The 18,122-nt window shown below is 67.7% G+C and carries 20 protein-coding genes and 1 tRNA gene; 13 read left to right on the top strand and 8 right to left on the bottom strand.

All coding sequences use genetic code 11. From position 1 onward, the window contains the following. Positions 1–129 precede the first annotated feature (129 nt). The 5 genes from EYR15_RS10340 (at position 130) to EYR15_RS17325 (ending at position 4,905) form a co-directional block, all read left to right on the top strand. A complete protein-coding gene (locus tag EYR15_RS10340; RefSeq protein ID WP_131003462.1) occupies positions 130–1,263 on the top strand; it encodes a CobW family GTP-binding protein in 1,134 nt (377 codons plus the stop codon). Positions 1,264–1,305: 42 nt separating this feature from the next. After that, on the top strand, positions 1,306–2,313 hold the full coding sequence (locus EYR15_RS10335; protein ID WP_131003593.1) for a WD40 repeat domain-containing protein: 1,008 nt from the start codon (positions 1,306–1,308) through the stop codon (positions 2,311–2,313). Between the two features lie 2 nt (positions 2,314–2,315). Beyond that, entirely contained in the window at positions 2,316–3,269 is a 954-nt protein-coding gene (locus tag EYR15_RS10330) for an NAD(P)/FAD-dependent oxidoreductase (RefSeq protein ID WP_131003461.1), read from the top strand. A gap of 140 nt (positions 3,270–3,409) precedes the next feature. Next, positions 3,410–4,579, top strand: a complete 1,170-nt coding sequence (locus EYR15_RS10325; protein WP_131003460.1) for a mechanosensitive ion channel family protein — start codon at positions 3,410–3,412, stop codon at positions 4,577–4,579. Between the two features lie 212 nt (positions 4,580–4,791). Beyond that, positions 4,792–4,905 (top strand): SEC-C metal-binding domain-containing protein, encoded by a 114-nt coding sequence (locus tag EYR15_RS17325; RefSeq protein ID WP_342635541.1) that lies wholly within the window; start codon positions 4,792–4,794, stop codon positions 4,903–4,905. Between the two features lie 49 nt (positions 4,906–4,954). Here EYR15_RS17325 and EYR15_RS10315 read toward each other — a convergent pair whose 3' ends face one another. The 3 genes from EYR15_RS10315 to EYR15_RS10305 all read right to left on the bottom strand — a co-directional run bounded on the left by EYR15_RS10315 (position 4,955) and on the right by EYR15_RS10305 (position 7,529). Then, positions 4,955–5,374, bottom strand: a complete 420-nt coding sequence (locus tag EYR15_RS10315) for a DUF805 domain-containing protein (protein ID WP_131003459.1) — start codon at positions 5,372–5,374, stop codon at positions 4,955–4,957. A 10-nt stretch (positions 5,375–5,384) separates the two neighbouring features. Further along, complete coding sequence (gene hisN, locus EYR15_RS10310; protein ID WP_131003458.1) at positions 5,385–6,170, bottom strand: histidinol-phosphatase; 786 nt, start codon at positions 6,168–6,170, stop codon at positions 5,385–5,387. Positions 6,171–6,542: 372 nt separating this feature from the next. Continuing rightward, positions 6,543–7,529 (bottom strand): N-formylglutamate amidohydrolase, encoded by a 987-nt coding sequence (locus EYR15_RS10305; protein ID WP_245498245.1) that lies wholly within the window; start codon positions 7,527–7,529, stop codon positions 6,543–6,545. 77 nt (positions 7,530–7,606) lie between these two features. Here EYR15_RS10305 and cpdR point away from each other — a divergent pair, with 77 nt between their 5' ends. From cpdR to EYR15_RS10280, 5 genes are all read left to right on the top strand, one after another. Then, positions 7,607–7,972, top strand: coding sequence for a cell cycle two-component system response regulator CpdR (gene cpdR / locus EYR15_RS10300; protein ID WP_131003591.1), 366 nt, complete (start codon positions 7,607–7,609; stop codon positions 7,970–7,972). Between the two features lie 112 nt (positions 7,973–8,084). Then, a tRNA-Val gene (locus tag EYR15_RS10295) sits at positions 8,085–8,159 on the top strand. 136 nt (positions 8,160–8,295) lie between these two features. Then, entirely contained in the window at positions 8,296–8,742 is a 447-nt protein-coding gene (locus EYR15_RS10290; protein WP_131003457.1) for a DMT family transporter, read from the top strand. A 171-nt stretch (positions 8,743–8,913) separates the two neighbouring features. Next, positions 8,914–9,753: an aldo/keto reductase gene (locus tag EYR15_RS10285; RefSeq protein WP_131003456.1), complete on the top strand. Its 840-nt coding sequence runs from the start codon at positions 8,914–8,916 to the stop codon at positions 9,751–9,753. Positions 9,754–9,841: 88 nt separating this feature from the next. Beyond that, positions 9,842–10,186, top strand: coding sequence for a hypothetical protein (locus EYR15_RS10280; RefSeq protein ID WP_131003455.1), 345 nt, complete (start codon positions 9,842–9,844; stop codon positions 10,184–10,186). Between the two features lie 115 nt (positions 10,187–10,301). Here EYR15_RS10280 and EYR15_RS10275 read toward each other — a convergent pair whose 3' ends face one another. Then, positions 10,302–10,604: a hypothetical protein gene (locus tag EYR15_RS10275; protein WP_245498243.1), complete on the bottom strand. Its 303-nt coding sequence runs from the start codon at positions 10,602–10,604 to the stop codon at positions 10,302–10,304. Positions 10,605–10,769: 165 nt separating this feature from the next. Between EYR15_RS10275 and EYR15_RS10270 the strand changes: the two genes are divergently transcribed. Together EYR15_RS10270 and EYR15_RS10265 are read left to right on the top strand one after the other, a co-directional pair. Beyond that, positions 10,770–11,141, top strand: a complete 372-nt coding sequence (locus tag EYR15_RS10270; protein WP_131003454.1) for a hypothetical protein — start codon at positions 10,770–10,772, stop codon at positions 11,139–11,141. 117 nt (positions 11,142–11,258) lie between these two features. Beyond that, positions 11,259–13,343 (top strand): TonB-dependent receptor family protein, encoded by a 2,085-nt coding sequence (locus EYR15_RS10265; RefSeq protein ID WP_131003453.1) that lies wholly within the window; start codon positions 11,259–11,261, stop codon positions 13,341–13,343. A 26-nt stretch (positions 13,344–13,369) separates the two neighbouring features. On the opposite strand, the gene EYR15_RS10260 is transcribed toward EYR15_RS10265, so the two are convergent. Further along, complete coding sequence (locus EYR15_RS10260) at positions 13,370–14,260, bottom strand: HpcH/HpaI aldolase/citrate lyase family protein (RefSeq protein ID WP_131003452.1); 891 nt, start codon at positions 14,258–14,260, stop codon at positions 13,370–13,372. A gap of 209 nt (positions 14,261–14,469) precedes the next feature. Here EYR15_RS10260 and EYR15_RS10255 point away from each other — a divergent pair, with 209 nt between their 5' ends. Continuing rightward, positions 14,470–15,723: a GGDEF domain-containing protein gene (locus EYR15_RS10255; protein ID WP_131003451.1), complete on the top strand. Its 1,254-nt coding sequence runs from the start codon at positions 14,470–14,472 to the stop codon at positions 15,721–15,723. 28 nt (positions 15,724–15,751) lie between these two features. On the opposite strand, the gene flbD is transcribed toward EYR15_RS10255, so the two are convergent. The 3 genes from flbD to EYR15_RS10240 are packed head-to-tail and all read right to left on the bottom strand — an operon-like array spanning position 15,752 to position 18,115. Next, positions 15,752–17,113: a sigma-54-dependent transcriptional regulator FlbD gene (gene flbD, locus EYR15_RS10250; RefSeq protein ID WP_131003450.1), complete on the bottom strand. Its 1,362-nt coding sequence runs from the start codon at positions 17,111–17,113 to the stop codon at positions 15,752–15,754. Positions 17,114–17,123: 10 nt separating this feature from the next. After that, a complete protein-coding gene (gene fliN / locus EYR15_RS10245; protein WP_131003449.1) occupies positions 17,124–17,471 on the bottom strand; it encodes a flagellar motor switch protein FliN in 348 nt (115 codons plus the stop codon). Further along, positions 17,468–18,115, bottom strand: a complete 648-nt coding sequence (locus EYR15_RS10240; RefSeq protein ID WP_131003448.1) for a FliH/SctL family protein — start codon at positions 18,113–18,115, stop codon at positions 17,468–17,470. The genes fliN and EYR15_RS10240 overlap by 4 nt, the downstream gene beginning before the upstream one ends. Positions 18,116–18,122: the final 7 nt, after the last annotated feature.

The raw sequence follows: 18,122 nt of genomic DNA, 5'->3' as shown, positions 1-18,122 counted from the left end.
TTTGTTTTTGCGCCATTGCGGTAACGCTCCGGAATCGCGGCGGGATGACGAACGCGAGGGCCATCGTTATATCAGGCCGGAATTCCCGCCTCGCCGCCTAACGCGGGCGCAGCCCTCCGGAGGCTTTCCATGCTCGATCCCCAGTCGTCGGACAAGACGCCTGTCACCGTCCTCACCGGCTATCTCGGCGCCGGCAAGACGACGCTCCTGAACCGCATCCTCTCCGAGCCGCATGGCAAGAAATACGCCGTGATCGTCAACGAGTTCGGCGAGATCGGCATCGACAACGACCTCGTCGTCGGCGCCGACGAAGAAGTCTTCGAGATGAACAACGGCTGCATCTGCTGCACCGTGCGCGGCGACCTGATCCGCATCCTCGAAGGCCTGATGAAGCGCAAGGGGAAGTTCGACGCTATCATCGTCGAGACGACCGGCCTCGCCGACCCCGCGCCGGTGGCGCAGACCTTCTTCATTGACGAGGAGGTCGGCCGTAAGGCGCGCCTCGACGCGGTGGTGACGGTGGCTGACGCCAAGTGGCTGACCGAACGCCTGAAGGACGCGCCCGAGGCCAAGAACCAGATCGCCTTCGCCGACGTCATCCTGCTCAACAAGGCGGATCTGGTCTCGAAGGACGAGCTCGCCGAGGTCGAGGGCCGCATCCGCGCCATCAACCCCTACGCCCGCGTCATTCGCACGACGAAGTGCGACGTGCCGCTCGACGCCGTGCTCGACAAGGGCGCGTTCGACCTCGACCGCATCCTGGCGCTCGAGCCGGCCTTCCTGGAGGCGGACGAGCACGACCATGACCACGATCACGGCCACCACCATCATCATGGCCACGATCATGAGCACGGGCCGGATTGCGGCTGCGGCCACGACCACGCGGCGAGCGAAGACCACGGCCACGAGCACCATGACCATGGCCATGGCGAGCACAGCCACGGCGGGTTGAAGCACTATCACGACGAGGACATGCAGTCGGTTGCTCTCGAGATTCCCGGCGACGTCGATCCTGCGAAGTTCATGCCTTGGGTGAATGACCTTGCGCAAACCGAGGGGCAGCACTTCCTGCGCTGGAAGGGCATCCTGTCCTTCAAGGACGAGCCGCGCCGCTTCGTCTTCCAGGGCGTGCACATGATCCTGGACGGCGATCTCCAGCGCGAATGGAAGCCGGACGAGAAGCGGAGCTCCAAGCTCGTCTTCATCGGCAAGGAGCTCGACGAGCCGAAGCTGCGGCGTGAGTTCGAGGCCTGCGCGGCGTAGAAATCCTGAAGCTCGCTTCCGACTGAGCGCCAACCGATGTCCATGACCACTGAAGCCGGCTATCCCTCGCTCGTCGACCGCACGACCGCGATCGAGGCCGGCTCCTACGTCATCGCCACGACCTTCCTTGGGAACGCCGCCGTGTTCGCGCTGGGCGACGGCGAGGTTCTGTTCGTGGATGAGGGCGGAGAGCTGCGCGTGCCGGCGCATGACGGGGGCTTGCTCGTCGCGTCGGTCGCCAAGGGCGTCCTGCTCACCGGCGGCGCCGACGGCAAGGTGCTGAAGTTCGCCGCGGGCCACACGCCCGAGCCGGTCGGGGAGGCGAAAAGCGGCTGGATCGACGCGCTGGCGATCGGGCCGGACGGGTCGCTCGCATGGTCGTCGGGCAAGCAGGTATTCGCGCGCGACGGCAAGGGCGCCGTGCGGACCCTGGAAGCGCCAAGCGCCGCCCGCGGGCTCGCCTTTGCGCCGAAAGGCTATCAACTCGCGATCGCCCGCTATGGCGGCGTGTCGCTGTGGTTCCCAAGGCTGGATGCCGCTCCCAAGGAGCTCGCCTGGAAGGGCTCGCATATCGGCGTGACGTTCTCGCCAGACGGACGCTTCGTCGTCACCACGATGCAGGAGCCCGCGCTGCACGGTTGGCGCGTGTCCGACGGCCAGCACATGCGGATGTCGGGCTATCCCGGCAAGGTCCGCTCCATCGACTGGACCGGCGACGGCCAGCAGCTCGCGACCTCCGGCGCGGACGCCGCCATCGTCTGGCCGTTCCAGTCGAAGGATGGACCGATGGGCAAGGCGCCGAAGGAGATCGGCGTCCGGCCAGCGCGCGTGAGCCATGTCGCGAGCCATCCCAAGGCGCCTGTCGTCGCGCTCGGCTATGAGGACGGCTGCATCCTGATCGCTCGCCTCTCCGACGGCGCCGAGATTCTTGCCCGCCCCGCCATCCCGGGCGGCCCTGTCACCGCGCTCGCCTGGGACGCGGTCGGCGCGCGCCTCGCCTTCGGCACGGAGGATGGCGAAGCCGGGATTGTCGCGCTGCCGGAAGCCTGAAGATGGCGACACCCCGCGTCGCGATCGTCGGCGCAGGCATTGCTGGTCTTGCCGCGGCGCGCGTGCTCGCCGACGCCGGCTGCGCCGTGCGCGTCTTCGACAAGGGCAGGGCGATCGGCGGCAGGCTCGCACATCGCCGCTCGGACTTCGGCGGCTTTGACCACGGCGCGCAATATGTCCGCGCCGAGGGCGAGACGTTCCGATTCTATCTCGAAGAGGCCGAACAAGCGGGCGCGATCGCGCGCTGGCCGGCAATGGAGGCCGCTGCGGGCGACGGCCGGCCTGTCTATGTCGGCGCGCCCGGCATGAGCGGGCTTGTCGCGCCGCTCGCCAAAGGGCTGGACATCCTGAGCGGAGTGACCGTCGCGGCGGCCTCTTTGTCGGACGACGGCTGGCGGCTGGGCGCCGACGACGACAGCTTTCTCGGCCGCTTCGACGCGCTTGTCGTGGCGATCCCGGCGCCGCAGGCGCTCGAGCTGTTCGAAGGCCATCCCGTGGCGGATCCGCTGCTCGGCGCCACCTATGCGCCCTGCCTCGCCGGCCTGTTCGCCTTCGAAAGCCTGTCCGGCATGCCGGAGGTCGCCCGCGAGGAGGATGGCCCGCTCGCCTGGGTGGCGCATGACGGCGGCAAGCCGGGGCGAGGGGAGGCCGCGACGATCGCGGTCCATGCCGGAGCGGACTGGTCGCAGAGCCATCTGGAGACCCCGAAGGGCGCCGTCGCGGCCGCTCTGCTCATGGCGCTGAAGGCGCGCCATCCGGCGCTTGGCGAGCCGACTCACGTCGACGCTCATCGCTGGCTCTATGCGCGGGTGGAGCAGGCTCTCGGCGTCGCCTGCGTCTTCGACGCGGACGCCAGGCTCGCCTTCTGCGGAGATTACTGCCTCGGGCCTCGCGTGGAGGCCGCGTTCGACAGCGGCCGCGCTGCCGGCGAAGCGTTGCGCGCGACGCTGGTCTAAGCCGCGTCTCGTATGCGGGCCGGAGTCTTGGCGAACGCCGCACTTCCCATGCCTGTCATGAAACCGTCTTCGCAAGTGCGGGAACCCTTTGCTCCGGCAGTTGTTCTCCAGTCTGGCTCGACTAAAGGGGTAAGTCGCGCATGGAGGAAATCGTCACCGTCGTCGAACAGGGCGCAAACCGGCTGGATTGGCTGCCGGATTGGGCGGTCTCTGCCTTGCTGTTCGCGGGCGCCGTCGCGATCGTGCTGCTCGCCCATGGCGCGCTATTCCGGCGGCTGCAGAGAGCGGTCGCGAACCGTTCGCTGTTCTGGCGCTCGCTCGTCCAGCGCACGCAGGGACCTTCGCGGCTCGCGCTCCTTATCCTGACGGTCAGCATCGCGACGGCCGCCGCGCCATTGCCGCCAGCGGTCTCGGACGCGGCGCGGCACGGCCTGCTCATCGCCTTCATGGTCCTCGTCGGATGGACCGCCATCACGGCGCTGCACATCTGGACCGTCGTCTACATGCGGCGTTTCAAGCTCGACGCCGAGGACAATCTGCTCGCGCGCAAGCATGCGACGCAGATCTCCATTCTGAAGCGCGCCGGCGTCACGCTCGCCATCACCCTCACGCTCGGCGCCGCCCTGATGACCTTCGACGGCGTGCGTCAGTACGGCGTCAGCCTGCTCGCGTCCGCCGGCGCCGCGGGCCTCATTCTCGGCCTCGCGATGCAGCCGGTGCTGGCGAACCTCGCCGCCGGCATCCAGCTCGCCATCACCCAGCCGATCCGGCTCGAGGACGCCATCGTCGTCGAGGGCGAGTGGGGCTGGGTCGAGGAGATCACCTCGACCTATGTGGTCGTGCGGCTCTGGGACTGGCGCCGCCTCGTGCTGCCGTTGAAGTACTTCATCGAGCATCCGTTCCAGAACTGGACCCGTGATGGAGCCTCGATCATCGGGACGGTGATGATCTACTGCGATCATTCCGCGCCGATCCCGGCCATGCGGGCGAAGCTTGAGGAGTTCGTGAAGGAATCCGCGCTCTGGGACGGGCAGGTGGTGAACCTGCAGGTCTCCGACGCCAAGGAGTTCACGATCGAAGTCCGCCTGTTGGTCTCCTCCGGAACCTCGCCCAAGGCGTGGGATCTTCGCTGCGAGGTGCGCGAGAAAATGATCGCCTGGCTGAACGTCGAGCATCCGGAGGCGCTGCCGCGCCATCGCAACGACCTCGGCCGGCAGCTCGCGGGAGCGACAGAGCGGCGGCCATCGAGGTCCGAGAAGGCCCGCACGCCGCGACGGCCTGCGGCGAAACCCGCGATGGGGCAGGCGTGAGGTGACGATTCGCTGGTTTGACGCCGTTCCAGTATGAGTGGGCGGGCTGTCAGGCCCGCAATCCCCGCGACCGGAGGCGACGATGACGAATAAACGCACGCGCGACGACGACCTGCCGTGCTTTCGAGCGCACGAGCAAGCGGCGTAAATCCTTTCCCGTCCGAGACCCGCGTCAAACGCGGACTCCGGATCGTGCACGGCCACGTGGACCTTTGGAGAAGCTCGGCCGAAACGATCCTTGCCCATGCAACTCGGGCAAGCGCTTCAAGGCGTGCTGCCTTAAGAGCGGCCGCTATGAAGGCGCTGAGCGGGCGCATTACTTTTAGAGACTGAAACCAGCAACCGCCCGCTCGCCGAGCGGGCGGTTTGCGCCCGTCAGCCGAGCGGGTCCGGGCCGTAGGCGTTGTCGCCTTTCGTGCCGCGGACGAAGCCGAGATAGACGAACAAAGCGAGGCTCACGACAGCCGCGAAGACTGACGCCGCCCAGGGCGCGAGGCCGTATTGCCCGGCATAAGACGCCACCCCCGCGAGCATGACGACAGCGAGGCCGGCCCAGCCGCGCCGGCCGAGATCGTGGAAGCGGCGGACGACCAGCGAGGCGGCGATCACGAGCGAGCCGACGAAGGCGAGCGTCGCCAATGGCAGGACGATCGCGAGACCGACAGGCTGAACCAGGGCGGCAAGCCCCGCGAGCACGGCGCCGATCAGACCGCTGACGACCGAGCGCAACCAATAGGCCCCGCGCGGCAGCCGGCCGGAGAAGCTGAAATAGTCCTGCGCGATCCGCCTGATCATCTTGCCCGGTTCAGCCCTTGGCGAGCCGCTCCAGCGCCGCCTCGTGTATACGGCGGTCGCCCGCAGCCACGATACGCCCGCCGTCGGTCGCCGGACCTCCTTCCCAGGTCGTGACGACCCCACCGGCGCCTTCGACGATCGGGATCAGCGCCACGATGTCGAACGGCTTAAGGTCCGCCTCGACGACGAGGTCGACATGGCCGGCCGCAAGCATCGCGTAGGCGTAGCAGTCCGCGCTCCAGCGGGTCAGCTTCGTCTCGGCGGAGACGCCGTTGAACGCTTCGGCTTCCGCGCCGGTGAACATCGTCGGCGAGGTCGACATCAGCATGGCGTCCGACAGGCTGGAGCAGGCCCGCGTGCGCAGATGGCGTTCGCCGCTCCGGCCGCGCCAGATTGCGCTCGCGCCGTCGCTCGAGAAACGCTCGCCGATGAAGGGCTGGTGCATCAGCCCGAAACAGGGTTTGCCGCCGCGCAGCAGGCCGATCAGCGTCCCCCAGATCGGCATGCCGAGGATGAACGAGCGCGTGCCGTCGATGGGGTCGAGCACCCAGACGAATTCGGCGTCGCGATCCTCGTCGCCGAATTCCTCGCCGATAATTCCATGTCCCGGAAAGGTCTCGCGGATCAACCGGCGCATGACTTGCTCGCCCGCCCGGTCAGCCGCGGTCACCGGGTCGAACAACTCGCCGCGGCTCTTGTCTTCGACGCCGAGCGAGGTGCGGAAGAAGGGCAGGATGGCGTCGCCCGACGCGGTCGCCAGACGGTCGACAAAGGCTGAGAAATCAACGGCCGTCATGCCTCGGTCTCCTGGTTGGGCGAGCGCCGCGGCGACGCGACGCCGGGGCTGGCGTACAGGCCGTTAACCCGGACTTGAGGCGAAGGCAAAAAATTCGCCGGACTATGCGACAGGCAGTCGCATCCGGCGATTAACTCGATTTAGGCTTGCGTTTTGTGCGGCGCGGCCGCATCTTTTTGCAGCGCGGCATTGCGATCTCGATCGCACCGCCGCCAGCCCTCCTTGGGCGTTTCCTCCCTAGACTTAAGGGCCGTTCGCTTTTGCGGGCGGCCCCTTTTTTTCGTCTTTCGTCTAGGCGCGGGGAATGTGATCCCAGACGTCGCTCATTGCAACAGCAAGCCTATGAGACGATAGGCTAAGGCGGCGTGCCGCTCATTCAGCGGCGAGCTGGCTCGGTCCGCCGTAGCCGACGAAGGGCGCCTCGGCGATCTCAGCGATGAAGGACGACAGCGCGCGTTTGACGTCTGCGAAGCCGGCGATCTTCTCGTGCTTCGCCTCGTCCATATAAAGCGCGCGGTTCACCTCGATCTGCAGCGCGTGGAAGCCGCTCGCCGGCGCGCCGTAATGCTCGGTGATGTACCCTCCGGCGTAAGGCCGATTGCGCACCACCGCGAAGCCGAGGTCGCGCAGCGTCTGCTCGGCGAGGTCGACGAGTTCGGGCGCGCAGCTCGATCCGTAGCGATCGCCGAGCACGATGTCGGCGCGCGGCCGCTCGTCGCGCGCGAGCCCGATCGAGGGCATCGAATGGCAGTCGAACAGCGCCGCCACCCCGTGCAGGCGATGGGCGCGCGTGATCAGCCGCCGCAATGTGCGGTGATACGGCTTGTAGATCGTCTCGATCCTGTCGAGCGCTTCGGCGACGGGCAGGCGACCGGCATAGATCTCCTGCGACTCGCCGACGATCCGCGCGATCGTGCCGAGGCCGCCTGCGACCCGCAGCGAGCGGGTGTTCGCGAAAGGCGGCAGCCGGCCCTCGAACATCCGGGGGTCGAGTTCGTAGGGCTCGCGGTTCACGTCGAGGAAGGCGCGCGGGAAATGCGCCCGCATCAGCGGCGCGCCGTGTTCGGGCGCGGTCGAAAACAGCTCGTCGACGAACGCGTCCTCCGAGCGACGCAGCGCACGGGCGCCGAGCCTAGAGGAGGCGAGGAATTCGGGGGCGTAGCGCGCGCCGGAATGCGGGGAGTTGAACGTCGCCGGCGCCGGCGAGCCCGTCGGCTCGGCGACCTCGAAGGCGTCCTCTATGATGTCGTTGCCGTCCAAATCCGCGCCTTCCGCAGGCCGCTCGATGGGGCGGCGCTGGAGCGCAGGATTGTTGCGTAGCGAGCGCAGGCTGTCCATCGCAAGCGACAGGTAAACCACCTGTTTACCTAACCGGCGGCTTATGGAATTGTCTCAGACGCAGCCCCAGCGAACCTCCAGAGCCTGCCTTGTCCGTCATCCCGACATCCAAGATACTCCTCGCCGAAGACGACGACGACATGCGTCGCTTCTTGGTCCGCGCGCTCGAAAACGCGGGCCACACAGTGGTGTCGTTCGACAACGGCCTGTCTGCCTACCACCGCCTGCGGGAAGAGCCGTTCGAGCTGCTGCTCACCGACATCGTGATGCCCGAGATGGACGGCATCGAGCTCGCGCGGCGCGCGACCCAGCTCGACCCCGACATCAAGGTCATGTTCATCACCGGCTTTGCGGCGGTCGCGCTGAACCCGGACTCGCAGACGCCCAAAGACGCGAAGATCCTGTCGAAGCCCTTCCATCTGCGCGAGCTGGTGTCCGAAGTCGACAAGCTCCTGGCGGCGTGATCTCGGCGGCTTGCCAGCCGTCGGACGATCCGATATAGCCGCCCACCTGTCCGGCGGATGTCCCGCACCCTCCGGAGCGAATTCAGGACGTTCGGGTTTCCCGAACATCCATGCGCTCGTAGCTCAGCGGGAGAGCACTACCTTGACATGGTAGGGGTCACAGGTTCGATCCCTGTCGGGCGCACCATTTTGAAAAGAGGGCCTTCCGGTCATTCCGGAGGCCCTCTTTTTTTCTGAGCTGCAGATTTCCAGCACGGCGGGGCGCAGCCTGCGGGGCGGCGATGTAAGATCAGGCGGCGCGCTTCGCCTTCCCAGAGAACCCCATGCTGAACCTGCTGGTCCCTGCATCGCTCGCCATGGCGGCTGGCGTCAGCCTCGTCATCCAGCAGGTCCTGAACTCCGATCTGCGCTCCGACCTCGGCTCGGCCGCCTGGGCCGGCATGGTGAGCTATGTGGGCGGGCTGCTCTGCATGGCGCTGTTCGTGGCGGTCGCCAGGGAGCCTATCCCCTCGGCGGCGTTCATGGCGCGCGCGCCATGGTGGACATGGACGGGAGGCGCGTTCGGCGCCGTCTATATCGTGCTCGCGATCTGGATCGTCCCTCAACTCGGGGCCGCGACCTTCATCGCGTTGCTGGTCGCGGGGCAGATGCTGACCTCCGTCGCCTTCGACCATTTCGGCGTGCTGGGTCTCGCCCAACGGGCCATCGATCCGCCGCGCATGATCGGGATCGCGCTTCTCGTCGCCGGCGTCATCCTGATCCGCCGGTAGCGGCTGCGGATTGGCGGACGAAGCCATACCGCCCTACGCTCCACGGCCCAGTATTCGGGGGGCTCGAAGCGCCAGCGAGGGCGCTGGAGAGTCATTCCGATTTCTTGTTACCCGCTAACAGCGCGGCGATGCGCCGCTTGGCGGGCTGCGGGCAATGATTGAAAGTTGAACATGCGCACGACGACTTTCGGATCGCTTGGCGTCACGGTTCCTGTCATCGGTCAGGGCACATGGCGGCTTGATGAGGACCGCCGCGCTGGAGCGCTCGAGGCCCTGCGCCGCGGCCTCGACGCCGGGATGACGCATGTCGACACCGCCGAGATGTATGGCGAGGCCGAGCCGCTCGTCGCGGAGGCGGTCGCCGGCCGCAGGGACGAGGTTTTCCTCGTCTCGAAAGTCCTGCCGCAGAACGCGTCCAAGGCCCGCACGATCGCAGCCTGCGAGCGGAGCCTCGCGCGCCTCAATACCGATCGGTTGGACTGCTACCTCCTGCACTGGCGCGGCTCTACCCCGCTCGCCGAGACGATCGACGCGTTCGAGACGTTGCGCGCAGACGGCAAGATCCTGTCCTGGGGCGTCAGCAATTTCGACGTCGCCGATCTGGAGGAGGCGCTGGCGATCGCAGGCGAAGGGCGGATCGCCTGCAATCAGGTGCTCTACCATCTGGAGGAGCGCGCCATCGACCACGCCGTCATCCCGTGGTGCGAGGCGCATAGCGTGACCGTGGTCGCCTATAGTCCGTTCGGCAGCGGCGACTTTCCGAGCTCGAACGGGGCTGGCGGCCAAGTCCTTGCGGAGATCGCGGCCGAGGCGGGCGCCACGCCGCGGCAGGTAGCGCTGGCGGCGCTGACGCGGCGGCCGTCGGTCGTGGCGATTCCGAAAGCGTCGAGCACGGCTCACGCGCTCGACAACGCCGCGGCGGGCGACCTGCGGCTCACGTCCGCGCAGTTCGAGCGCATCGATGCGGCGTTTCCCGTCGGACCGAAGCCGCGTCATCTTCCAATGATCTAGCTCCGACAACCTCCCGATCCGTCGGCATGGTTAACCGATCGTTAGGACGTCTGCGTCCATCGATGAGCCTTCATGGCGGAGGTACTCAATGATGGACGTCGCAAGCATCGAGGCTGGGGAAGAGTGCCCGATCCCGGCGGACGTCCTGATGGTCCTTTACCGGTCGAAGGCGGAGGTGGCCGTCGATCTCGCCCGCACGCTGCCGAACCACGTCCGGGCGCGTCTTGCTTTGCATTGCTACAGCCGGGCGCATCTGAGGCCGCTCGGCCTGGCGATCGCAGGAAGCTGCAGCCCAGGCGATCTTGAGCGCGTCGCCGGAATGACCGGCAAGGTGCTCGCCGAACAGAGCGCCGGCCGCGAGAGGAGCTTCGGCATGCACGACGTACGGTCGGGCTCGAAAGCGCCCATCAGCCTCGCAAAATCCGCCGCCTGAATGGCCCCCACGCCTCGGCTGGCGTCTCGAGACGCTTACGTCAGTCGTAAATGAACGAGGACCTGGGATCTTATTTCGGGCCCGCCTTCTACGCCTGCGCCGGCCGCTTTAGGCGTCAGTAGAGATCGTCCCGGACGCGCTCTTTGCAGGTATATCCGATGAAGCACTGGTCGTTGTCGGAGGACACGATCCAGGCGGGCTTCGTGATCTCCGTCCGCTCGCAGAAACGTCGGTCGACGACGTAGCGGTCATAGGTCGTGCGGCTCGTGCTGAGCACCACCGCGCCGTTTCGCTCGATCAGGTTCGTCAGCGCCTGGCAGTTCATGGCGGGCGCGAAGGGACGTGCGGCCATCGCGCTGGTGGCGGTCAGGGCCGCAAGAGCGACGAGGCCAGCGCGTAAACCTGGCATGGGTTTCATTCGGCAGTCTCCTGAGCGGAAATCCGCGTTTTGAGGCTTAACGTCGCTTGCCCGGATTGGATCATTCGGCGGGCCGCCGCGCTTCGCCGCCGGACGTCGCCGCGACGGTTCGCGCTTTTCGTATTTCCGTCGATCGTGCTAGTCGAAGCCGTCTTCGGGGGAAGAATGGCGCGCCGTCGCTCAAACATCGTCAGGCTGATCGGGATCGTTCTCGCCGGCTACCTGCTGATCCTGCAGGCGGCGATCGGCGGATTCGCGTCCGCCTCCGAAATCGCGATGGACGACGGGCTCGGTGTGATCTGCCTGTCTCACGTCGGCGACGGCGATACGCCCCAAGACGATGGCGGGCATCGCTCCTGCTGTTTGCTGGGTTGCCTCGGCGCGGCCGTCGCAACGCCGCAAGAGCCTGACGTCTTCGCCTTCGTCTATGCGCCGGACCCGGTTCCGGCGCTTGCGTGGCCTGACGACGAGCTGGCTTCGCCGGTCGAAGTCGCGCATGTCCTGGGAGCGCCGCGAGCTCCGCCCGCCATCGGCTGACGCCTGGCGCGAGAGCGCTAGAAGGCGCGCGCCTGCGCGCGTTCGAGCCGCTGTCGCGCTTGAGCATCCGGCGCGTCTTACGCCGGGCCGACCACGCCTGCTTTCCGGACTTAATCCATGTCACCGTCACGTCTCGCCGCGGGCCTCGCGCTCGCCTGCCTTTCCGCGTCCGCCGTCTCGGCCGAACATCTCGAAGAAATCGTCGTCCAGGGGGAGGGCGCTTCGTCCGCCGAACCCAGCCTCACCGCTCCGCCGATCGCCGCCCGCCGCGCCGAGATCGAGCGCACACCGGGCGCAGTCGAGGTGATCGACGCCGAGGATTACAAGCGCACGACGCCCGCTCGCACGATCAAGGACGTGCTCGACTATGTGCCCGGCGTTTTCGCGCAGCCGAAATGGGGCGACGACACCAGGCTCTCGATCCGCGGCTCGGGCCTGTCGCGCAACTCGCATCTGCGCGGCGTCCAGCTCTACATGGACGGGATCCCGATCAACACCGCGGACGGCTATGGCGACTTCCAGGAGATCGACCCTTCCGCCTACCGGATGATCGAGGTCTACAAGGGCGCGAACGCGCTGCGCTTCGGCGCGAACGCGCTGGGCGGCGCGATCAACTTCGTGACGGCGACGGGCCGCGACGCGGACGCAAGCCCGGCCCAGGTCGGGATCGATGTCGGCTCGTTCGGCTCCTACCGCCTTCAGGCGAGCTCGGGCGGCGCGTACGGAAACGCCGACTACTTCATCACCGGCTCATGGTCCGCGGCCGACGGCTTCCGCAACCACAGTGACGGCACGGCCGCGCGGATGAGCGGCAATGTCGGCTGGCGGCTTTCCGAGGATGTCGAGACGCGCTTCTACCTCAACGCAAACGACGTCCACCAGAACATCCCCGGGGCGGTGACGCGGGATGAGGCGCTGCATGATCCGAGAGGAGCGGCGGCCGCCAACCTCAGGCTGGATTACGAGCGCAACATCGAGACGGTGCGGTTCGCCAACAAGACAACGTGGCGAGCGAGCGAGACGACGTCCTTCGACTTCGGGGCCTTCGTGCTCGACCGGAAGCTGGACCATCCGATCTTCGCGAGGCTCGACTACGAGTATCTCGATTACGGCGGCTTCGTCCGCGCGACCGACGAGCGCGAGATCGCGGGCCATGCGAACCGGCTCGTCGCGGGGGTGAACCTTCACAACGGAACGACGGACGCCAAGCAATACAAGGCGGCCGAGCCTGACAAAGGCTCGCTGATCTTCGACGCCGACCAGCGCTCGACCAATCTCTCGGCCTATGCTGAGAACACCTTCTACGTCGTGCCGTCGGTCGGGCTGGTCACAGGCCTCCAGGTTCTGCGCGCCACGCGCAAGCAGGAGGATCGGTTCCTGAGCAACGGCGACGCTTCTGGAGACACGACCGAGACGCTCGCGAGCCCGAAGCTCGGCGTGCTCTGGGACGTCGCGCCGGGCGCGACCGTGTTCGCCAACCTCTCGCGCTCCGTCGAGGTCCCGAGCTTCGGCGAGAACAGTTTTGCGGGCGCCGAACTCGCGAAGCCCCAGAAGGCCTGGACGGCGGAAATCGGAACGCGCGGTCGGACGGAGGACCTCACCTGGGACGCGGCGGTCTATCGCGCCCGAATCCGCGACGAACTGCTCTGCAACGACACAGGCGTCGGCAGCGGGGCCTGCACGGTCGTCAATCTCGACAAGACCATCCACCAGGGCGTCGAACTCGGCTTTGGCGCCGCTGTGCTGAAGGGCCTGGTCGTCAAAGGCGAGACGCCGGACCGGCTCTGGCTGAACCTCGCCTACACCTTCAGCGACTTCCGCTTCGACGACGACGCCGAGTTCGGGAACAACAAGCTGCCCGGCGCGCCGCGGCACTTCCTGCGCGCGGAGCTGCTTTACAAGCATCCGCTCGGCTTCTACGCCGGTCCGAATGTGGAGTGGGTGCCGCAGGCCTACTTCGTCGACAGCGAGAACACGCAGAAGACCAAGGCCTACGCGCTGCTCGGCCTGAAGGCCGGCTATGACGCGGGCGGGCCGTTCTCCGCCTATGTCGAAGCCCGCAACCTCGCCGACAAAAAGTATATCGCGAGCGTCAGCGTCACGAACCAAGCGGCCCCCACGGCTCTCTTGCCGAACGGACCCTTGCTCTACGAGCCCGGCTCAGGCCGCGCGCTCTACGCCGGCGTGAAGTACCGGTGGTGAAAAGCTGACCAAAAAGGCGCTGGCGCTCAGCCGGCGTCCCGCGCGGAAATCGCCTCGTGCCAAACGACCGCGCGGCGGGCCATGCCGATGTGCTGGCGCTCATACATCCGGCCTTCCACCCGGATGGCCCCGCGGCGCGCGTTCTCCGGCAGGTCGAACGCCGCGATCACCTTGCGGGCGCGCTCGACCTCTTCAAGCGCAGGCGCGAAGCAGGTGTTGGCGGGCTCGATCTGGTTCGGGTGGATGATCGTCTTGCCGTCGAAGCCGAGGTCGCGGGACTGCCGGCATTCCTCCCGGCAGCCCTCGATGTCGTCGAGATCGTTGAACACGCCGTCGAGGATCGTCAGACCCTCGGCGCGGGCGGCGGCGAGCGCGAACATGATCCAGGGCATCATCGGCGCGCGTCCCTTCACGAGCTGGGCCCAGGTGTCCTTGGCGAGGTCGTTGGTGCCGAGCACGAGGCAGGTCAGCCGCGAGCCGGGAACGGTGCGGCGCGCCGCCGCCACCTCGCGGATGTTGAGGATCGACGCCGGCGTCTCGATCATCGCCCAGATCGCGATGCCCTCGGGCGCGGCCAGCGCCTCGAGCCGGTTCGCCACGTTCTCGAGCACGGCCGGCGAGGAGACCTTCGGCATCAGGATCGCGTCCGGCCGCGCCTCGATCGCGGCGTGGAGGTCGTCCTCGCCCCACGGCGTCTGCGGCGCGTTCACGCGGATGACGAGCTCGCGATGGCCGTAGCCGCCGTCCTTCACCGCCTTGCAGACCTGCTCGCGGGCGAGCGCCTTCGCCTCGGGCGCGACCGCGTCCTCGAGGTCGAGGATCAGCGCGTCGGCGGCGAGCGTCCGCGCCTTGTCGAGCGCGCGCAGGTTGGAGCCGGGCATGTAGAGCACGCTGCGGCGCAGGCGGAGATCGGCCATGAAGGCTCCTTCGGGTGGGATCAATTGCTTCGCGACGCATGATAGGTGCGGCGGGAGAGCCTGGTCACTGGCGATTGGGCGTGTGTCTGCCGCGGCACAGCGTTAGCGAAGTGTGATTCGATACCAGCTTACCTATTGTGCTGGCTGGGAAATCGGGCGATCTCGACTGCCGCGGGCAACGGGGCCTCGTGCAGGAGAGGCCTTGGGAAATGGTCGGCGTCGCGCTGCTCCTGCTTCAGGCGGTCGTCTATTTCGGCGTGATGTCCGCTCTCCTCAGAGCGCGGCGCCGGTTCGGCGTCGGTCTCTTCGTCTGCGCCCTCGGCGTCATGCACTTCCTCGAGACCTATCTCGCCGCGGTGTTCTTCATCGAGCTGCCGTTCGGGCTGCTGTCGCCGGGCTCGACCGTGCTGTTCTCCGGCAAGCTTATGATGTTTCTATTGCTCTACATCCGCGAAGACGCGGCGGTGGTGCGGCAGCCGATCTACGGGCTGTTCATCGGCAACATCCTGCTCGTCGTGCTCGCGCTGATCCTGCGGCTGCACACGCCGGTGCTGCAGTCGCCCGCCGACGCGCCGAATCTCGGTTTCGTCGACGACATGGGCATCCTCATGGTCTGGGGGACGCTGCTGCTGTTCATCGACTGCATCGCGCTGATCCTGCTCTATGAGCGGACATCCAGGCTGTTCAAGCGCAACGCCGTCGCCGCGGCCTTTGTCAGCGCCGCGATCGTCCTGACTTTCGACCAGCTCGCTTTCTTCCCCGTGCTCAAGTGGACGAGCGGCGTGCCGTTCTCGGCGCTCACCGGCGGCTGGGTCGCGAAGCTCGGCGCGGCCGCGGTCTACAGCGTGTTTATCTGGATCTATCTGCGCTTCGCCGAGCCCGACAGGGAGAGCCGCGCGCCGCAGAAGCTGAGCGACGTCTTCCAGACGCTGACCTACCGCAACCGCTACGAGGACCTGCTGAAGCGGGCGCTGACGGACGAACTGACGGCGGTCGCTAACCGCGCCGCCTTCGAGGAGGCTTGCAGGGACTGGGTGGCGCGCCCGGCGCCCGACGGGCGACCCGTCACCATCGCCATCGCAGATATCGACCACTTCAAGTCAGTGAACGACCGACTCGGTCATGCCGCGGGCGACGAAGTGCTGCGCCGGGTGGCCGGGGCTCTCGGGAGCCATGTGCGCGCGGGCGACAGGATCTTCCGCTATGGCGGCGAGGAGTTCGTGCTGATCTTCCGCGACCTCGCGCATGAGGAGGCGATGGCGCTGTCGAACAGGCTGCGCTTCGCCGTCGAGGCGGAGGTGCGGGCGGATGACGGCAAGCCCGCGACGGTGAGCATCGGGGTCGCGACCTCGACCTATGGCGCGGGCGAACTGCGCGGCTTGCTGCAGCGCGCCGATGAGCGGCTCTACGAAGCCAAGCGGGCGGGCCGCAACCGCGTGGTCGGCGAGCCACTGCCGAGCTGACGCTTGGCCTCCAGCGCTCGATAGCGGCTCAGGCCGCCGCCACTCCGCTCGGCGGCGGCGGCACGGCGAAGCCCTCGTCGTCGTACTGGTTGAGCTTGTTCCGCAGCGTACGGATCGAGATGCCGAGGATGTTCGCGGCATGGGTCCGGTTGCCGCGGGTGTGGCCGAGCGTGTCGAAGATCAGATCGCGCTCGACGTCGGCGAGCGAGCGGGCGACGAAGCCGCGCGTCACGCTTTCCGCGGCTTCCGCCGCGCGCGTCGCGGTGTCCCGCGGGCCGGAGCCGAGCGGCGCGCCGTCCGGATTGCGGATCGCCTCGGCGCCGATCTCAGGCCCGGTCGACAGCAGGACCGCGCGATGGATCGTGTTCTCGAGCTCGCGGACGTTGCCCGGGAAGCGGCCGCGGGCGAGCTCCATGCGCGCCTCCGCCGAAAGCGGGCGCACCGGCATGCCGTTCGCGAGCGCGTATTTCTTCGCGAAATGGGCGGAGAGCTCATAGACGTCCGCCGGCCGCTCGCGCAGCGGCGGGATCTTCAGGTTCACGACGTTGAGGCGGTAGAGCAGGTCCTCGCGGAACGTGCCCTTGCGGACCTCCTCGCTGAGATTGCGGTTCGAGGTCGCGATGACGCGGATGTCCACGGGCACGGGCCTCGAACCGCCGACGCGGTCGATCACCCGCTCCTGCAGCGCGCGCAGGAGCTTCGCCTGCAGGCGCACGTCCATCTCCGAGATCTCATCAAGCAGCAGCGTGCCACCCGAGGCCTCCTCGAACTTGCCGATGCGCCGGGAGGTCGCGCCGGTGAAGGCGCCCTTCTCATGGCCGAACAGCTCGCTTTCCAGCAGGTGTTCGGGGATCGCGGCGCAGTTCACCGAGATGAACGGCGCGTTCGCGCGGGGCGACTTGGAATGGACGTGGCGGGCCAGCACCTCCTTGCCGCAGCCGCTCTCGCCGGTGATCATCACGCTCGCCTGCGACGCCGCGATCTGGGTGGCAAGCTGGACGAGGGAGACCATCGACGGGTCGCGGAAGACGAGGTCGCGCGCGTCGTCGGCGACCGCCGCAAGGACCGCCGCGATGAGCTCGGGGTCGGGCGGGAGCGGGATGTACTCCTTGGCCCCTGCGCGGATCGCGTCGACCGCGGCCTTCGCGTCATTGTCGACGCCGCAGGCGACCACGGGAACGTGAAACCGCTCCGCTCCCAGCGCTTCGACGAGTTCGCGCACGTCGAGCGCGACGTCGACCATGATGAGGTCGGCGCCGCGGCCGGCGCGCAGCGTGCGCATCGCCTGATCGACGCTTTCGGCGTGGGTGACGGCCGCGCCGCGATTCATGGCGATGCGGGTCGCGGTGGTGAGCTGGCCCTTGAGGTGGCCGACGATCGTGAGGCGCATCGGGCTCTCCTCAATTCCGGTCGGGTTTGATGATTTCGGTCATGGTCACGCCGAGCCTGTCCTCGACGAGCACGACTTCTCCGCGCGCGACCAGCCGGTCGTTGACGTAGATGTCGATCGCTTCGCCGACCTTGCGGTCGAGCTCCACGATCGCGCCGGGCTTCAGCCCCATGAGCTGACGCACCTCGATCCTGGCGCGGCCGAGGATGGCCGAGACGGAGACGGGCACGTCGAACACCGCCTCGAGATCCGCGGCGGTGCGGGGGTCGGGCGCGCCGGGCTGCAAGGGCTGGTCGACGAGGTCGACCTCGGACTCGCCGCCGAGCTCAGGCAGGGGAACCGTCTTGTCCGCGCTCACGCAGGCTCTCCTTCAACGTCCGCGCCGAAGCGCTTTTCGATCGCGCGATCGAGCGCCGCGGCGACGGTGGATGCGTCGCGCACCACTCCGCCGTCCGCCCATTCGAGTCGTGCGTCGCCTTCAGCGATCTCGGGGTCGCCGAGCACGATCAGGCGGCCGGCGAAGCCCCGCATCTGGGCGATCGAGGTCAGTTCCGCGCGCACCGGCTCCACGAAGTCGGGCGCGACGCGCACCGCCACATGCGGGGCGAGACGCAGCTCCGCGAAGCACTCCTCCGCCGCAGTCTCGATCTCGGCGAGCGGGAAGCGCGCGACGGCTGCGCCGGAGAGCTTCCTGGCGAAGGCCAGAGCCAGCTCCACGGCCGAGCGCTCGTTCTCCATCACGCGCCGTTCGGCTTCGACATAGGCTTGCGCAAGGCGAGCGCCGAGCGCCTCGATCGCGGCCGTCATCCGCGCGGCGTCGGCCTCGCGCGCCGCGCGCTTGCCGTCGGCCTCTCCGCGGCGGTAGCCGTCGGCCTCGGCCTTCGCGATCGCCGCCTGGTGAGCCGCGAGCGGAACGTCCGGGGGCGTCTCCGGACTGGCGGCCTTCGCGGAAGCGGGGCGGGTGAAGTCGTGGTCGAACAGAAAGCGGACAGGCGCGCTCACGAGCGTG

The organism is Hansschlegelia quercus (genome assembly GCF_004310425.1).
Lineage (GTDB): Bacteria > Pseudomonadota > Alphaproteobacteria > Rhizobiales > Methylopilaceae > Methylopila > Methylopila quercus.
The sequence above is the reverse complement of the archived record's forward strand: the minus strand, read 5'-3'. Positions and strand labels throughout refer to the sequence as shown.